The sequence below is a fragment of the Metabacillus sp. YM-086 genome, assembly GCF_048059995.1.
GTDB classification, from domain to species: domain Bacteria; phylum Bacillota; class Bacilli; order Bacillales; family Bacillaceae; genus Metabacillus; species Metabacillus litoralis_B.
Genome location: NZ_JBLUOI010000094.1, coordinates 1 through 15,904 on the forward strand (window position 1 = coordinate 1; position 15,904 = coordinate 15,904).

18 protein-coding genes are annotated in these 15,904 nt (G+C 38.9%); all 18 read left to right on the plus strand.

The window, feature by feature from the left end; translation table 11 throughout:
* Positions 1 to 125: 125 nt before the first annotated feature.
* Positions 126 to 1,334 (plus strand): precorrin-6y C5,15-methyltransferase (decarboxylating) subunit CbiE, encoded by a 1,209-nt coding sequence (gene cbiE, locus ACEWK1_RS24310; protein ID WP_212134846.1) that lies wholly within the window; start codon positions 126 to 128, stop codon positions 1,332 to 1,334.
* A 3-nt stretch (positions 1,335 to 1,337) separates the two neighbouring features.
* Entirely contained in the window at positions 1,338 to 2,039 is a 702-nt protein-coding gene (gene cobI / locus ACEWK1_RS24315) for a precorrin-2 C(20)-methyltransferase (protein WP_098796952.1), read from the plus strand.
* The gene (gene cobM, locus ACEWK1_RS24320) at positions 2,039 to 2,812 is read left to right on the plus strand and encodes a precorrin-4 C(11)-methyltransferase (protein ID WP_212134848.1); all 774 of its coding nucleotides are present in this window, start codon (positions 2,039 to 2,041) and stop codon (positions 2,810 to 2,812) included. Before cobI ends, cobM begins: the two co-directional genes overlap by 1 nt.
* The gene (locus tag ACEWK1_RS24325; protein WP_212134850.1) at positions 2,809 to 3,933 is read left to right on the plus strand and encodes a cobalt-precorrin 5A hydrolase; all 1,125 of its coding nucleotides are present in this window, start codon (positions 2,809 to 2,811) and stop codon (positions 3,931 to 3,933) included. Before cobM ends, ACEWK1_RS24325 begins: the two co-directional genes overlap by 4 nt.
* Before the next feature lie 16 nt (positions 3,934 to 3,949).
* Positions 3,950 to 5,326, plus strand: a complete 1,377-nt coding sequence (locus ACEWK1_RS24330; protein WP_212134852.1) for a cobyrinate a,c-diamide synthase — start codon at positions 3,950 to 3,952, stop codon at positions 5,324 to 5,326.
* On the plus strand, positions 5,319 to 6,848 hold the full coding sequence (locus ACEWK1_RS24335; protein WP_212134853.1) for a cobyric acid synthase: 1,530 nt from the start codon (positions 5,319 to 5,321) through the stop codon (positions 6,846 to 6,848). Before ACEWK1_RS24330 ends, ACEWK1_RS24335 begins: the two co-directional genes overlap by 8 nt.
* On the plus strand, positions 6,832 to 7,899 hold the full coding sequence (gene cobT, locus ACEWK1_RS24340; protein ID WP_212134854.1) for a nicotinate-nucleotide--dimethylbenzimidazole phosphoribosyltransferase: 1,068 nt from the start codon (positions 6,832 to 6,834) through the stop codon (positions 7,897 to 7,899). Before ACEWK1_RS24335 ends, cobT begins: the two co-directional genes overlap by 17 nt.
* On the plus strand, positions 7,896 to 8,693 hold the full coding sequence (gene cobA, locus ACEWK1_RS24345) for a uroporphyrinogen-III C-methyltransferase (protein ID WP_212134855.1): 798 nt from the start codon (positions 7,896 to 7,898) through the stop codon (positions 8,691 to 8,693). The genes cobT and cobA overlap by 4 nt, the downstream gene beginning before the upstream one ends.
* The gene (locus ACEWK1_RS24350) at positions 8,677 to 9,246 is read left to right on the plus strand and encodes a nitroreductase (protein ID WP_121661708.1); all 570 of its coding nucleotides are present in this window, start codon (positions 8,677 to 8,679) and stop codon (positions 9,244 to 9,246) included. The genes cobA and ACEWK1_RS24350 overlap by 17 nt, the downstream gene beginning before the upstream one ends.
* A gap of 30 nt (positions 9,247 to 9,276) precedes the next feature.
* Complete coding sequence (gene cobO, locus ACEWK1_RS24355) at positions 9,277 to 9,822, plus strand: cob(I)yrinic acid a,c-diamide adenosyltransferase (RefSeq protein ID WP_121661709.1); 546 nt, start codon at positions 9,277 to 9,279, stop codon at positions 9,820 to 9,822.
* Entirely contained in the window at positions 9,822 to 10,928 is a 1,107-nt protein-coding gene (gene cobD, locus ACEWK1_RS24360; protein WP_212134856.1) for a threonine-phosphate decarboxylase CobD, read from the plus strand. The genes cobO and cobD overlap by 1 nt, the downstream gene beginning before the upstream one ends.
* Positions 10,925 to 11,458, plus strand: coding sequence for a bifunctional adenosylcobinamide kinase/adenosylcobinamide-phosphate guanylyltransferase (gene cobU, locus ACEWK1_RS24365; RefSeq protein ID WP_121661711.1), 534 nt, complete (start codon positions 10,925 to 10,927; stop codon positions 11,456 to 11,458). The genes cobD and cobU overlap by 4 nt, the downstream gene beginning before the upstream one ends.
* Positions 11,455 to 12,198: an adenosylcobinamide-GDP ribazoletransferase gene (gene cobS, locus ACEWK1_RS24370; protein WP_232273459.1), complete on the plus strand. Its 744-nt coding sequence runs from the start codon at positions 11,455 to 11,457 to the stop codon at positions 12,196 to 12,198. The genes cobU and cobS overlap by 4 nt, the downstream gene beginning before the upstream one ends.
* Before the next feature lie 7 nt (positions 12,199 to 12,205).
* Positions 12,206 to 12,811, plus strand: a complete 606-nt coding sequence (locus ACEWK1_RS24375) for a histidine phosphatase family protein (RefSeq protein ID WP_232273935.1) — start codon at positions 12,206 to 12,208, stop codon at positions 12,809 to 12,811.
* A gap of 10 nt (positions 12,812 to 12,821) precedes the next feature.
* Positions 12,822 to 13,541 (plus strand): adenosylcobinamide amidohydrolase, encoded by a 720-nt coding sequence (locus tag ACEWK1_RS24380; RefSeq protein WP_121661713.1) that lies wholly within the window; start codon positions 12,822 to 12,824, stop codon positions 13,539 to 13,541.
* A complete protein-coding gene (cbiB, locus tag ACEWK1_RS24385; RefSeq protein WP_121661714.1) occupies positions 13,535 to 14,503 on the plus strand; it encodes an adenosylcobinamide-phosphate synthase CbiB in 969 nt (322 codons plus the stop codon). The genes ACEWK1_RS24380 and cbiB overlap by 7 nt, the downstream gene beginning before the upstream one ends.
* A gap of 26 nt (positions 14,504 to 14,529) precedes the next feature.
* Positions 14,530 to 15,417 (plus strand): hypothetical protein, encoded by an 888-nt coding sequence (locus tag ACEWK1_RS24390; RefSeq protein ID WP_212134858.1) that lies wholly within the window; start codon positions 14,530 to 14,532, stop codon positions 15,415 to 15,417.
* A 7-nt stretch (positions 15,418 to 15,424) separates the two neighbouring features.
* Positions 15,425 to 15,904, plus strand: a 480-nt coding sequence (gene bluB, locus ACEWK1_RS24395) for a 5,6-dimethylbenzimidazole synthase (RefSeq protein ID WP_416636737.1), incomplete at its 3' end; no start/stop codon positions are given.

The following is a 15,904-nucleotide window of genomic DNA, read 5'->3' on the forward strand; positions in this document are numbered from 1 at the left end:
TGATTTTTTCACCATACTTTGTGAAAATTGCTGTCTTTCAGGTTTAAAAGAAATTGGCGGCGGAATCTCAATAGAAACAAGTTTGTACACGATGAAAGGTGCATTGCTTGGAAAGGCAGGTAAACATGACGAAGAAAATGAAAGTAATTGGAATCGGTGACGATGGCAAACAAAGCCTGCTTCCAGTTTATGAAAAATGGATTTATGAGAGTGATCTTCTCGTAGGAGGCGAACGACAGCTATCATTTTTCAAAGATTTTACTGGTGAAAAGAAAGTCATAAAAGGTGGCCTTTCTTCACTCGTAAGTGACTTAGAAAAGGAAAACCGCAAAATTGTTGTCCTTGCATCAGGTGATCCTCTTTTTTATGGAATAGGGAGTTATCTTGCAAAAAAACTGGATGTTGAGGTTTATCCTTATTTAAGCTCTTTACAACAAGCCTTTGCTAGAATGAATGAAAGCTGGCAGGATGCCTACATCACTAGTCTACATGGCAGAAGTATAAAAGGTCTTGTGCAAAAAATTAATGGAAAAGAAAAAATTGCTCTTCTAACAGATGAGGAGAATAGCCCTTCTCAAATCGCTCGCTATCTACGTTCCTTTGGAGTTTCAGAATATAAGGCATTTGTTGCTGAAAATCTTGGTGGTGAACAAGAGCGCTGTGCTTTTTACAGCTTAGAAGAGCTTGAGAATATGGAGTTCTCTCCACTCAATGTTGTTATTTTGAAAAAAACATCTGAAGTGAAATCTTGGACTATAGGCATTGATGATGAAGAATTTCATCAAAGAAAGCCTGAAAAAGGTCTTTTAACTAAAAAAGAAATAAGAACACTTAGCTTAAGTGAATTGAAGCTTACCGAAAACAGTGTTGTCTGGGATATCGGTACTTGCACAGGTTCTGTTGCCATTGAAGCTTGTTTAATTGCAAATGAAGGACAAGTATTTGCCATTGAAAAAAATGATCACGACTTAGAGAATTGTCGGTTAAATATGCAGAAATTCAGAACAGACTTTACGGTTGTTCAAGGAAAAGCTCCCGAACACTTAGAAGCATTCCCTAATCCAGATGCTATTTTCATTGGTGGAACAGCTGGTGGCATGGAAGAAATTCTGAAGGTTTGCTGTTCACGACTTAACAAGGGTGGAAGAATTGTGCTAAATGCAGTCACCATTGAAAATTTATATCAAGCGGTTGAAGGTTTCACGCGTAACGGTTTTGAGGTCAACATAACACTCTCACAAATTTCAAGAAGTAAACCAATATTAAATCTTACGCGTTTTGACGCGTTGAACCCGATCTATATTATCACTGCACAAAATAAGGAAGGGGAATAAAAAATGGTAGGAACTCTTTATGGCTTAGGCGTTGGACCTGGAGATCCAGAGCTTTTAACGGTAAAAGCTTTTCGAACGTTAAAAGAAGCACCAGTTATCGCCTATCCGAAAAAACGAAAGGGCAGCAAAAGCTACGCCCATCGCATAATTGATGTATACATAACACCAGGGGAAAAGGAAATGTTAGGCCTTGTGTTTCCGATGACAAAGGATCCGGAGATTTTAGAGCGCGAATGGTCACATACGGTTGATCTTGTGTGGGATAAGCTTAAAACAGGCAAGGATGTTGCATTTGTTACAGAAGGTGATCCCCTTTTATATAGTACGTTTATTCATATGATGAATCTTGTGAAAGAACGCTACCCAGAAGTGAATATTCAAACCGTTCCCGGTATTTCTTCCATAAATGGTGCAGCTTCACGTTTAGGCATTGCCTTAGCAGAGGGCGATGATCATGTGGCGATTATTCCTGCAAGAGATGACTATGAAGCAATGAAAAAAGCAATCGTTGAAAATGATTGTGTTATTTTCATTAAAGTAGCTAAAGTGATTGATTTAATGCTAAAAATTCTACGTGAATTAGATCTACTCGAAAAAGCATCTGTTGTAACAAAGGTAACCTCGGATGAAGAAATCATCTGGGACATTCGTGAATTAGATCGTGCAGAGCTGGAATATTTAACGTTAATGGTGGTGAGAAAATAATGAAAATCACAATTATTGGAGCCGGTCCGGGAGATCCTGATTTAATTACTGTTAAAGGATTAAAGCTGCTTCAGGAAGCTGATGTTGTCCTCTATGCAGATTCATTAGTAAGCAGTGAACTAATTGAGAAGGCAAAGCCTGAGGCCGAAGTGATTAAAACAGCAGGCATGCATTTAGAGGAAATGGTTGAGGTAATGGTTGATCGCGTCCAAGAGGGTAAAAAGGTCGTGCGTGTTCATACAGGTGACCCGGCAGTATATGGTGCGATTATGGAGCAGATTGCGATTCTAAATAAACAAGATGTTCACGTTGAAATCATTCCTGGAGTAAGCTCGGTTTTTGCTTCAGCTGCAGCTTTAGGTGCTGAGCTAACCATTCCTGAGTTAACACAAACCGTTATTCTTACCCGTGCAGAAGGACGAACACCTGTTCCTGATGCTGAAAAATTAAAGGATCTAGCGAAACATAACTGTACAATAGCACTATTTTTAAGTGCAACACTTACGAAAAAAATTGTAAAAGAATTTTTAGATGCAGGCTGGAGCAAGGATACACCAGTTGGGGTTGTATACAAAGCAACATGGCCTGATCAAAAAATTGTTCGTTCCACACTTGAGCATCTTGATGATGATATGCGTAAAAACGGCATTCGTAAACAAGCAATGATTCTAGCAGGCTGGGCACTTGATCCTGATATTCATCATAAAGATTTTAAATCAAAGCTTTATGATAAAGCATTCACTCATGGCTATCGTAAAGGAGTGAAAGAATGACGCTCGTTTTAGAAGAAGGAAAAATTTTGGATCTAAAACAAACAGGTCAATATGCTGTTATTGCCATCACAAAGCATGGAGTGGAGTTAGCTCGTCATCTTACTGCTAATTTTCATCAAACAGACTTGTTTTATATGAGCAAATTTGAAAAAGGAGACGAAGATGCCCGGAATATTACTCTTTTTGAGGGAAATGTCCGCATGCTGCTTCCAACTCTTTTTCAAACATATAAAGGTATCATTATGATCATTTCTTTAGGCGCTGTTGTTCGAATGATTGCTCCTATTTTAAAAGATAAAAAAACAGATCCTGCTGTTGTGGTCATAGATGATAAAGGCAACCATGTTATCAGTGTGCTTTCAGGTCACTTAGGTGGAGCTAATGAGCTAACAAGAGAAGTGGCCGAATTATTAAAAGCAACCCCGGTTATTACCACAGCCTCCGATGTTCAAAAAACCATTCCTGTGGATTTATTTGGAAGTCGTTTCGGCTGGGTATGGGAGAGCGCTGATAAATTAACACCTGTTAGTGCTTCAGTTGTAAATGAAGAGCATGTTGCCATTGTTCAAGAATCAGGTGAAAAAGAATGGTGGACATATGATACTCCTCTACCGGAAACATTGAAAATTTATCAGAATATTCAAGACGCAATCTCGGCAAAGCCTCAAGCAGCACTTGTTGTCACACATCGAAACCTAACAGAAGCTGAAAGTGTCATTTTACAAAACGGCGTTCTTTACCGACCTAAGGTTCTCGTTCTTGGTATTGGGTGTAATCGGGGCACATCGAAGGAAGAAATTGAACAGGTGATCGAGGAAACATTGCAGGAGTTACAGTTTTCGCCGAAAAGTGTGAAAGCAATTTGTTCAATTGATTTGAAAAAAGATGAACAAGGCATTATTGAGGTTGCACAGAAACATCAATGGGAATTTACCTGTTATTCGGCTGAAGAATTGAATCGTGTACCGATCGATCTTCCTTCAGAAACTGTATATAAATTTACAGGTGCATACGGGGTTAGTGAACCGGCTGCCCGCTTATATAGTGGGGCATCATCACTTTCACTAACAAAGAAAAAATCAGGAAATGTAACGATTTCTGTTGCCGTAATTCCTTATTAGAGAGGTGGAAGTTTAGGTGACTGAACGTAGAATCGTCATTGCTGGAACCGGTAGTGGTGTTGGAAAAACAACGCTAACAATTGGTTTAATGTCAGCATTAAGAAAAAAAGGCTTAACCGTGCAAGGCTTTAAATGTGGACCAGATTATATTGATCCCTCTTATCATACAGCTGTTACAAACCGTGTTTCTCGAAATCTTGATAGCTGGATGCTGTCAGAAGAAAAGGTGCTAGACATCTTTTCTCATGGAAGTAAAGGGGCAGATATCTCCATTATGGAGGGTGTGATGGGGTTTTATGATGGAAAAGATCCACGCACAAACGTAGGAAGTACAGCCGAAATTAGTATGATTACAGAGAGTCCTGTTTTGTTGGTCGTTAATTGTGCAAGCATGGCTCGAAGTGCTGCGGCAATTGTTAAAGGATTTCAAATGCTTTCTGAAGGTCCTAATATCGTCGGTGTTATTGCAAACAGAGTTGGAAGTGAAGGTCACTTCAAGCTTGTCAAAACAGCCATTGAGCAGGAATGTGATGTTCCTGTTATCGGATATTTAAAAAGAGAAAATGATATTGAAATACCTGAACGACATCTCGGCCTTATTCCTTCCATTGAAAGAGGAGAATTAGATTCTTTCTTTGACAAATTAGGTGAATTGGTACTCGAAACCGTCGACATTGACAAATTACTTACTTTATCTGAAGCAAAGCCAATTCAGGATAAACCAATCTCTTCTCTTTTCGATAAAAAGAAAGATGCATCAGTAAAGATTGCTGTAGCAAAAGATGCCGCCTTTAATTTCTATTATCCTGAAAATCTCGAAATCTTGGAAACTCAAGGTGCTGAGCTTCTATATTTTTCACCACTTGCAAATGAAGCATTACCTGAAGGAGCAGATGGTCTCTACATAGGTGGTGGTTTTCCTGAGGAATTTGCTAGTGAGCTTTCAAACAACGATAAAGCAAAGTCATCTATAAAAGAGGCGATTGAGCAAGGTTTACCAACACTTGCTGAATGTGGTGGATTCATGTATTTAACAAATGGCATTGAAACAAGTGAAGAAAATCGTTATGAAATGGTTGGAGTCATTTCAGGTGAAGTTAAAATGCACACAAAAAGAGTGGCATTGGGCTACCGAGATATTACTGGTCGAAAAGGAAATTTCCTTATCAATGAAAATCAAAAAGCACGAGGTCATGAATTTCATTATTCAACTTTTGAACGACACTCTGACGTTACGCATGCTTATGAAACAAAAGGCATGAGAGGAACTAAGCTTGAAGGCTGTTTAACTCATAATCTAGTTGCAGGATACACGCACTTTCACTTTGCTTCTTGTCCTGAAATGGTCGAGAATTGGATAACTTTTTGTAAGGAAATAAAAACATATGGGTAAGGGTTTGCCGATCATGTTTCAGGGAACGCATTCTGATGCAGGAAAAAGTGTAATTGTCACAGCATTTTGCCGAATTTTTGCACAAGATGGATATAAAACAGCACCATTTAAATCGCAAAACATGGCATTAAATTCATATATTACGATCGATGGGAAGGAAATCGGACGGGCTCAAGGTGTGCAGGCTGAAGCCGCTTTTATTCAAGCAACAACGGATATGAATCCGATTTTAATTAAGCCAAATCGTGATTATGAATCGCAAATTGTTGTTCATGGAAAGCCCTATAAAAACATGCAGGCTGGGGAGTATCGAAAAGTGTTTTTTCAAACAGGCTTAGCATTAATTCAAGAATCACTCACAAATCTTACAAATACATACGACCGAATTGTGATAGAAGGTGCTGGAAGTCCTGCCGAAATCAATTTAAATGATCGTGAGCTTGTCAATATGCGGGTAGCCCGAATGGCAAACGCTCCAGTTGTATTAATTGGTGATATTGAAAAAGGCGGTGTTTTTGCTAGTTTAGTAGGAACACTGCAACTGCTTGATCGAGAAGACCATGATCGAGTTATTGGAGTGATCATTAATAAATTTAGAGGAGATGTTCGCCTATTAGAGCCGGGACTTAAATGGTTTGAAGAATATTCAGGTAAAAAGGTATTAGGAGTAATCCCGTATATCCCTCATCTTAACATCGATGCCGAAGACTCCGTTGTTTTAAATCAATATACTTCTGCGGTCAATGAAGAAAAAGAAATAGATATTGCTGTTATTCAGTATCCAAAAATTTCAAACTTTACTGATATTGATCCATTTTTTCATGAGCAGGATTGTCATGTACGATTTGTTACGAGAAGTCATCAGGTGAAAAATCCGGATATTGTCATCTTACCAGGAAGCAAAAACACAATAGAAGATCTGAAGTTTCTTAAAGAAAGTGGAATTGCTCAAAAAATAGTAGAGCTACATGAAAAGAAGCAAACTCATATTATCGGTATTTGTGGTGGATATCAAATGCTAGGTTTAAAGATCACTGATCCTGAAGGAATTGAATCATCGCACCATGAGATGGAAGGGCTAAGTCTTCTCCCGCTACTTACCACAATGAAAAAGGATAAAACAACCGTGCTGTCAGAAGGACACTTACATTTTAACGATCAGTCCTATCATGTAAAGGGGTATGAAATCCATATGGGGGCAACAAATGTAAGTGGCGACTTTTCACCACTTATTCAGCTGTCTGATTCAGTTGATGGATGTAAAACAAGTGATGAGCGGGTTATGGGCACGTACTTTCATGGCATTTTTCATAACGATGATTTTCGAAAAGGGTACTTAAACACGATTCGTATTAGTAAGGGATTAACGCCTATTGAAGATAGAATTTCATTTAATCAGCTTCGAGAGGAAGCATTTGATCTATTAGCTGATCATGTGCGAAACCATGTTGATCTTACCTTCATTCAACATGCAATGGAAAGATTTCATCAAAGGAGTGTAAAAATTGATTCACATATATAATGACATTCCACCTCTTGATAAACGAGTAGGAAAAAGGGTTCGTGCCTATATCGACACATTAACAAAACCCCCCGGTAGTCTTGGACGATTAGAAGCAATTGCTATTGAGCTAGCCGAAATGACTGGCAAGCCTTTTCCAACTGTCACACCACCAGGGGTTATTATATTTGCCGCTGATCATGGTGTAACAGAAGAAGGGGTATCTGCTTTTCCTCAAAATGTGACAGCTCAGATGGTTCAAAACTTTTTAAACGGTGGAGCAGCGATAAATGTGTTTTCACGACAAATACACGCGATGTTTGAAATTGTGGATGTAGGTGTTGCCGAAGATATTGAATCAAGTGAACTTGTCCAAAAAAAGGTAAGGTACGGAACAGCTAATTTTTGTAAGCAAGATGCGATGACAAGACAAGAAGCTGAAAAAGCCATTGAAATTGGCTATGAACGAGCACTAGCAATGATAGCAAAAGGAATAAAATGCTTAATTGTTGGTGAAATGGGAATTGGGAACACCACGGCAAGCAGTGCGATTCTTTCTGTGATCCTTAATCAAAATCTAGATGAACTTGTTGGAATCGGAACAGGTATTTCAGAAGAAGGACGCAAAATAAAACAGCAGGTCATTGAACGAAGTATCAAAGCTCGTCAACCTAATCCAAATGATCCACTTGATGTTCTGTCAAAGGTTGGAGGATTAGAAATAGCAGCCATGGCAGGTGCAATGCTTGCTGCGGCAGAAAATCGGATTCCGATCCTTGTTGATGGATTTATTTGTTCAACAGCGGCTGTTATTGCCAAATGCATTCACCCAACTGCAGCCGACTATATGTTCATCGGTCATCGCTCAGTCGAAAAAGGTCACAGTAAGGCTATTCGTTTTTTAGAAAAAGACCCACTTCTTCAATTAGGTTTGCGGTTAGGAGAAGGATCTGGAGCTGCTGTTGCTTTTCCCATTTTACAATCAGCAACAAACATGCTAAATGAGATGGCTACATTTCAATCAGCGGGAATATCCAACAAGAATGAAAATAGAAGAGAGGGAGAATTTTGACCAAAGGAACCGTGTATCTGGTAGGAGCAGGACCTGGGGATCCGAAATTAATTACCGTCTACGGATTAGAATGTATTCAAAAATCAGATGTGATTTTATATGATCGCTTAGTAAATAAAAGATTGTTAGACCACGCAAAGCCTGAAGCAGAACTGATTTTTTGTGGAAAACTTCCTGGAAAGCATGAACTTATTCAAGAGCAAATCAATGAACTGCTTGTAGAAAAATCATTACAAGGGAAAGTTGTTACTCGTTTAAAAGGAGGCGACCCTTCTGTATTTGGGCGTGTTGGGGAAGAGGCAGAGGTACTAGCCGACCAAAATATTAAGTTTGAAATTGTTCCTGGAATCACATCAGGAATTGCTGCACCAACATACGCGGGAATTACCGTCACACACCGGGATTATGCTTCATCATTCGCTATTGTAACAGGCCATGGTCGGGCAGAAAAGAAACAGGACAGTATCAACTGGTCAGCTCTTGCACAAGGAATTGATACAATTGCTTTTTACATGGGTGTCGGAAATTTACACTATATCTGCGAAAAATTAATTGAAAATGGCAAAAACAGTCACACACCGGTTGCGGTCATTCAGTGGGGAACAACAGAGAAGCAGCGAACGGTTACTGGCACATTAAATACAATTGAAGAAATCGTCAAAGAAGCAGGAATTGAACATCCATCCATCATCATTGTTGGTGAGGTTGTTAACCTTCGAGAAAAGATTAAATGGTTTAACGAGATGGAGGCTTCAAGTAATAACGAGGAGGAGAAGTATGTCAATCATTCGTGAGTTAAAAACACGTCGAGCAATACGTGATTACCGTGATCAAGATGTAGAAGATGAAAAAATCAAAGTGCTGCTAGAAGCGGCAACATGGGCTCCAAACGACCGTATGAGAGAGCCTTGGAGTTTTTATGTGATAAAGGGTGAGGCAAAAGACAGATACGAAGCCCTCGCTAAGGAATATTTAGAGGAACGATTTCCAACGAAGCCACATTTAGTTGAAAGCTCCATTAAAGTGTTAACCTCAACACCTGTTCATATCGTTGTTACTTCTGATGTTGTACCAGGAGATGCAGACGCTACAAAAGATAACGAATATGCCGTTTGTTGTGCGATTCATTCTATGTGGCTTGCAGCCAAAGAGCTTGGACTTGGTTTTGTTTGGCGTACAAGAGGTGTAGGACTTGTTCATGATGAACGCCTTCATCAATTTATCGGTGCACCCGAAAACAAAAAGGTGATTGGGAACATTTTTATCGGATATCCGAATGAAGACTCTCTTCAAAAAATGAAAGAACCAAAAAGAACGTCATATGAAGAAAAAACAATTTGGTTGTAGAGGTAAAATAACTAAACGAGGGGGGAGCTTATGAGTCAATCAAAGCAACGTGGCCTTATGCTCGTTTATACAGGTAATGGGAAAGGGAAAACAACCGCAGCACTTGGTCTTGCTATCCGGGCAACAGGACGTGGAAAAAAAGTGCTCATCATTCAATTTATTAAATCTCCAACTCGTACATATGGAGAAAAGCTTCAGTTTGACAAAATTGGCATTGAAATGCATCAAACTGGGATTGGATTTACTTGGACAAAAACACCAGAAGAGCACCGGGAAGCATTAAAAAAAGCATGGGCTTTTACCAAAGAAAAAATTGCATCTCATTCTTATGATGTTGTGATTTTAGATGAGATAAATAATGCTCTAGCCATTGAAAAATTTCCAATTGATGATGTTCTTCCACTACATGAGGTCATAGATTTGATAAAATCTCGTCCGGAGCATATGCATTTGATTCTGACAGGACGCTCTGCTAAAGAGGAAATCATGGCTGAAGCAGATCTTGTTACAGAAATGAAGGAAGTTAAACATTATTATCACGAGGGCATACCTGCAGTGAAAGGAATTGAATTTTAATGACTTTATTGGAGCAATTTGGTCATGGAGGAGATCTGCTTACTGCAACAAATGTATTTGGGCTTGAAGGAAAGAAGGTACTGGATTTCAGTGCAAACATTAATCCTCTAGGCCCACCACAGTCAGTAATGGAGGGTTTAAAAAATCAGCTTGAAAGCATTATCCATTATCCTGATCCCGGACAACGAAAACTTAAAAATAAACTTGCAGAAGTTCTATCCGTTCCTTCTTCTCAGCTCGTCATTGGAAATGGGGCTGCCGAATGTATGGCTCTTGTCCTGCTTGCCTTAAAACCGAAAACTGTTGGTGTTGTTTATCCTTGTTTTTCCGAATATGAACAGCTTTCAAAAGCATTTGGTGCAAAAGTGGAGGTTTGCTACGGAAGAGATGAGGACGACTTAAAGCCTGATATGGTAGAACTTTTGAGGTTAATAAGCAAAGTGAATCTGCTGTTTATCGGGCATCCTAATAATCCCACAGGTACAGCCTATACATTGGATGAGTTAAAACAAATAGCAGATTCAGCGGAAAAAGCAAATACGTATGTCGTTATAGATGAAGCTTTTATTGACTTTTTAGCTAACGGATCGGACCTTACCTTACTTCCTTATCTAGAAAACTATCAACATTTGATCATTATTCGGTCGATGACAAAGTTTTACGCCATACCAGGCCTCCGGCTAGGTTACGCAATTGCGAATCCTGAGCTTATTGGAAAAATGATCGTAAAACAGGTGACTTGGAGCGTGAATCAGCTAGCCCTAATGGCTGGAGAATATTGCTTAAACGAAAAAGCATATGCTGACGAAACAATCACTCTTATTACGGAACAACGACAGTATGTAAAATCAAAAATTGAACGTGAACTAGGATGGTACGTTTTTGACGGACAGGCAAATTATTTATTAGTTCGATCACAAAAAACCATGCAAGCTCAGGATCTTCAATGGAAACTCGGACAAAAAGGGATATTAATAAGATCCTGCTCCATGTATAAAGGATTAACAGAACATGATTTTCGCATCGCTATAAGATCTCAAGAAGAAAACAATGTGCTACTAGATGCATTAATGGATGTGAAGTCTAAAGGATGTGAAAGGGTATGACCATCACCTATATAACCGGCGGAATTCGTTCCGGTAAAAGTGAGTATGCAGAACGTTTGGCTAATGAAAAGACAAATGTCTTATACGTAGGATTTGGTGTGATAACAGATGATGAAATGCAAGAGCGAATTGAAGCTCATCAAAAGCGTCGCCCTAATCACTGGGGATTACTGTCAAACCCTACTGAATTACCGATCATTGGATCTACTAATGAAACTAACAAAGCCATTTTAGTTGATTGCTTGTCAACATGGTTAGCAAACCGCTGTATGAGCATCCCTGAAGAAGAATTAAAATCAAAAGACCATCAAGAAACGATTCTATTAGAGTTACAAAATTGGCTAGAGCAAATCAAGCAGCTTACAGAACACGTTATTATTGTTTCAAGTGAAGTAGGATTAGGAGGAGTGGCCTTGTATCGCTTAGGAAGATTTTACCAAGATGTGCTCGGTAAAATGAATCAATTAACCGCCGAAGCAGCTGATGAAGCATTTGCCGTCATGTCGGGGTTGCCATTGCGCTTGAAATGATCAAGGCCTTTTTATCTGCTCTATCATTTTTAACAAGAATACCAGCTCCATCTTCCCAATTATCGAGTAAAGATTGGCAAAAAAGTGTGATTTTTTATCCGTTGGTTGGGCTTCTGATCGGTCTGATTATCGCTGCGGGTTCCGTCTTACTCGTTGAGGTTTTTCCATTCACAATAACAGCTTTTTTCCTCTTAGTGTTATGGATCTGGATAACAGGTGGTCTCCATCTAGATGGTTGGATGGATTTGGCTGATGGACTGGGGAGCAATCGTTCTCGTGAGCAAATGCTTGAGATTATGAAAGACAGCCGGGTCGGTGCAATGGGTGTGATTGCTGCTATTTTATTAATGATAGGAAAAGGAATGGCGACCTACGAATTGCTTTCTATGAATCTTACCTTCCTCTTCATTTTTTCACCTTTATTGGCTCGTTTGGTGCTCATTTGTTCTATAAAGGCTTTTCCTTATAAAAAGGAAGGTGGATTAGGTGAAGGTCTTCACCGTTACTTATCAATTCCTGTTATCGTCTTAAATCTTGCATTGGTTTTAGCTATAACATTCTTTTTACTTAGCTTTCATGGTCTAATTTTATTTATCTTATCTATTATCGTTAGTACCATTTTTGTTCTGTATGTTTTTAAAAAGCTTGGGATGTTAACGGGAGATTGCTACGGGGCCATCATCGAATGGAGTGAATGTGTATCATTATTCTTGGCGATTGCGATTTGGAGGTTGTTTTAAGGTGGAAATGATCTTTATTAGACATGGTGAAACAAACGAAAATGCAGCTGGACGCTATTTAGGTCACTATGATGCACCTTTAAACAATTTAGGTCAGCAACAAATTCAAAGCTTAGCAAATAATCTCCTCAATACGCTTAAAAAAGAAAGCATCTCAGCACTCTACACAAGTGACCTTTTGCGTGCAAAGGAGAGTGCGCAAATAATCGGTGAAATGCTTCAAATGAAACCAGCTACAGATACTGCACTAAGAGAGCTTTCATTTGGTAAGTGGGAATGTAAAACTTATGACGAAATCATGTCTGAAGCACCTAGGCTTGTGACAAATTGGATCAATGATCCTTTTAAACTCGCTCCTCCTAATGGAGAAACGCTTAATGAGCTTGGGTCACGTGTTCATGTTTGGTTCAAACAAGTACTTTGTCAGCACACCCCTAACGACACCATTTTAATCGTTAGTCATCAAGGTCCTATCCGCTGGCTTTTAAGCCATTATTATTTAGGGAATTCAACAAAGTTTTGGGATGTAGAAGGAATAAAGCATGGTAGCGGGGTTTTACTGGAATTTGATCAACAAACAGAAAAAATACGATCAGTACAAAAAATAGGATGAAGTGAAAAACATGGTACAACCTTTTAAAAATCAACTACATTACCACTCAAAAGTGTGGCCTGAACTCTCATTAAAACGTAGAGATGATCATTTAATTTTTGAATCAACTCTTCCATTAGAATCTTTTAGCAGTGCCGTCTATGGTGGTGGATTTCAAATGGCTACTCATTATTTCAACTGGCAAGTACCTCTCCGATATGATTCAAAGAATCCAGTGAAACAAATTGAGGAAAAAGTTAATATTTGGGGTTATCCCAAACAACAAACAATTGGTCTTCAAACTGCAGCAAAAATTGAATTAGGATCTGTTCAAGAAATACACGGAGATGAATTCAAAATGGTTGTTTGTGTCACAGCGGGTGTAGGAAACAAGGCGAGAGCTGGTAAAAAGCGAAAAACATACTCTGCCTATCAATATGGGACAATCAATACATTTATATTTATAGATGGAAGCTTAACTCATTCTGCTATGATCAATTGCATTATTACGGCAACTGAAGCAAAGGCTGCAGCTTTACAGGATTTACATATTGTTGATGAAGCTGGAGAGGATGCTACAGGTACCACAACTGATTCGGTCGTAATTGCTGCTACACAAGACCCTGCCTATCCTACCCATCAGTTTGCTGGAACAGCAACAACCATCGGCAATTCAATTGGATGTTTAGTTTACGATGCATTAACTGAAGTTGTAACAAATTGGAGAGAGGAAGAAAAGCTTCGATGTTAACTCATTCAATTATGCTTGTTTTCTCTTATCTTATTGATCGATTCGTTGGAGATCCAAGAAGCTTACCTCATCCTGTTATTTATATAGGAAAAGGTATTAGCTTACTAGAAAAACTCATTAGAAAATTCTTTCATGATGAAAGGAAACTAAAGGTTGTTGGGTTACTTTTTCCGATTGTTATTGTTGGATTAACCTACTTACTGACTGTGATCATTCTTATCATTGCTCATCAAATCAATAATTGGCTTGCAATATGTATAGAGATTTGGCTTATTTCCACAACAATTGCGACAAAAGGTTTAGCAGACGCTGGAAGAGAAGTTTACAAGCCTTTACAAGAAAAAGATCTTCCTAAAGCAAGAAAAAGCCTAGGCATGATTGTTGGAAGGGACACCGATTTCCTTGATGAAAACGAGATTAGCAGGGGAACAATTGAAACGGTTGCTGAAAATATTGTAGATGCAATTATCTCACCGCTTTTTTTTGCATTAATCGGCGGTGCTCCTTTAGCTATGGCATATCGAGCCGTTAATACACTAGATTCAATGGTAGGCTATAAAAATGAGAAATATCAAAATTTAGGATGGGCCTCAGCTCGATTAGATGATATTTGCAACTATATTCCGGCTCGAATAACAGCTGTCCTTATTCTAGCTGCTTGCTGGATTGTACGTCTTGATATTCGCGCGGCATGGAGTAGCATCAAAAATGATGCAAAACTACATCCTAGTCCGAATAGTGGAATACCAGAAGCAGCAGTCGCCGGAGCATTGGGTATTCAACTGGGAGGGACGAATTATTACAATGGAATGGTCTCTCATCGAGCCAAAATGGGTGTACCCAAAAGAAATATTGAAGCAAATGATATTCTTCACACGATAAAGATTATGCATATCTCTTCGATGATAGGCTTAATTATTTTCTTCATTTTGTCGATTTTTATGACTGCGTACGTATACTAGATTAAGAGGAAACAGGGGTTATCAACATGCGAATTGGTTATGGCATAGGTAATGGTACATTTGGAGAGCTAGTACAGGGAGTATACAACAAGCAGCCCTTTTTAATTACAATGCCGATTCCGGTACTAACGAGCAAAGCCGTATTTATTCCAAATGAAACAAAAACCATTATTGGTCATTCCTCCTATTCAAAAGCTGTTTTGGCCTGTAATAAGTTAATTTCCTTGTTTAATAGAAATGTCGGAGGAACGATATATCTTGCTTCAAACATTCCTAGAGGAAAAGGGATGGCAAGTAGTTCAGCAGATCTTGTTGCTGCGATGAAAGCAGTCGCAGAAGGGTGTTTTCTTGATGTAAATAATGAAATTCTCTCTACGATCGCAACAGAAATTGAACCAACTGACGGAGTGATGTATGAGAATGTTGTGGCTTATAACTACAAAAACGGTAGCATAATGGCATCGTTCGGTAACTTACCTCCATTTGATTTAATAGGAATTGATATTGGTGGGTATATCGACACGATTCAATTCAACCAACAGCGTAAAACCTACTCACGACATGATCTGAAAGCTTTTCATCATGCCTTCCATTTAATAAAAACAGGAATTCAATCTCAGAATTTAAGCTCCATTTGTCAGGCATCAACAATAAGCGCAAAGATAAATGAAAAAATTCTCCCTAAAAAGTACTTTGATGAAATGGAAAAACTAGCAGCTTCCTGCCAAGGTGGTGTCGTTGTTGCACACAGCGGGACAATGATTGGTATCCTGTTAGATCACGATCATCCAAACAGAAACGATTGTTTGCTTCGCTTTAAAAAGCTCGTTGACCATACTAAAGCAGTTCCGTTCTATTACAGTCATAAAAAGCTTGCTGTAAGGGACAAAAATCTCCATTTTAATGTGAGGTGATTCTATTATGTTTTCTAAAGAAGAAAAAGAGGCTATTTATAAGGTAATTGAAACTAGAAGAGATGTTCGAAGCTTTAATAAAGATGCTGTTCCAATGGATGCTGTTGCTCGAATATTAGAAGCAGCCCACCATGCACCTTCTGTTGGTTTTATGCAGCCATGGAATTTTATCTTAGTGGAATCAGATGAAATCAAACAGAAACTAGCTTGGGCAGCAGATAAGGAAAGACGAGCGCTCGCTATTCATTATGAAGAAGATGAGCGGGCATCTAAATTTCTCTCTCTTAAAATTGAAGGATTAAAAGAAGCTCCTTTAACAATTTGTGTAACATGTGATCCTACTAGAGGTGGCTCACATGTTTTAGGTCGTAACTCAATTCCGGAAACAGATATGATGTCAACAGCATGTGCGATTCAGAATATGTGGCTGGCTTCTTGTGTGGAAGGATTAGCAATGGGCTGGGTTAGCTTTTATAAAAAAGCAGAT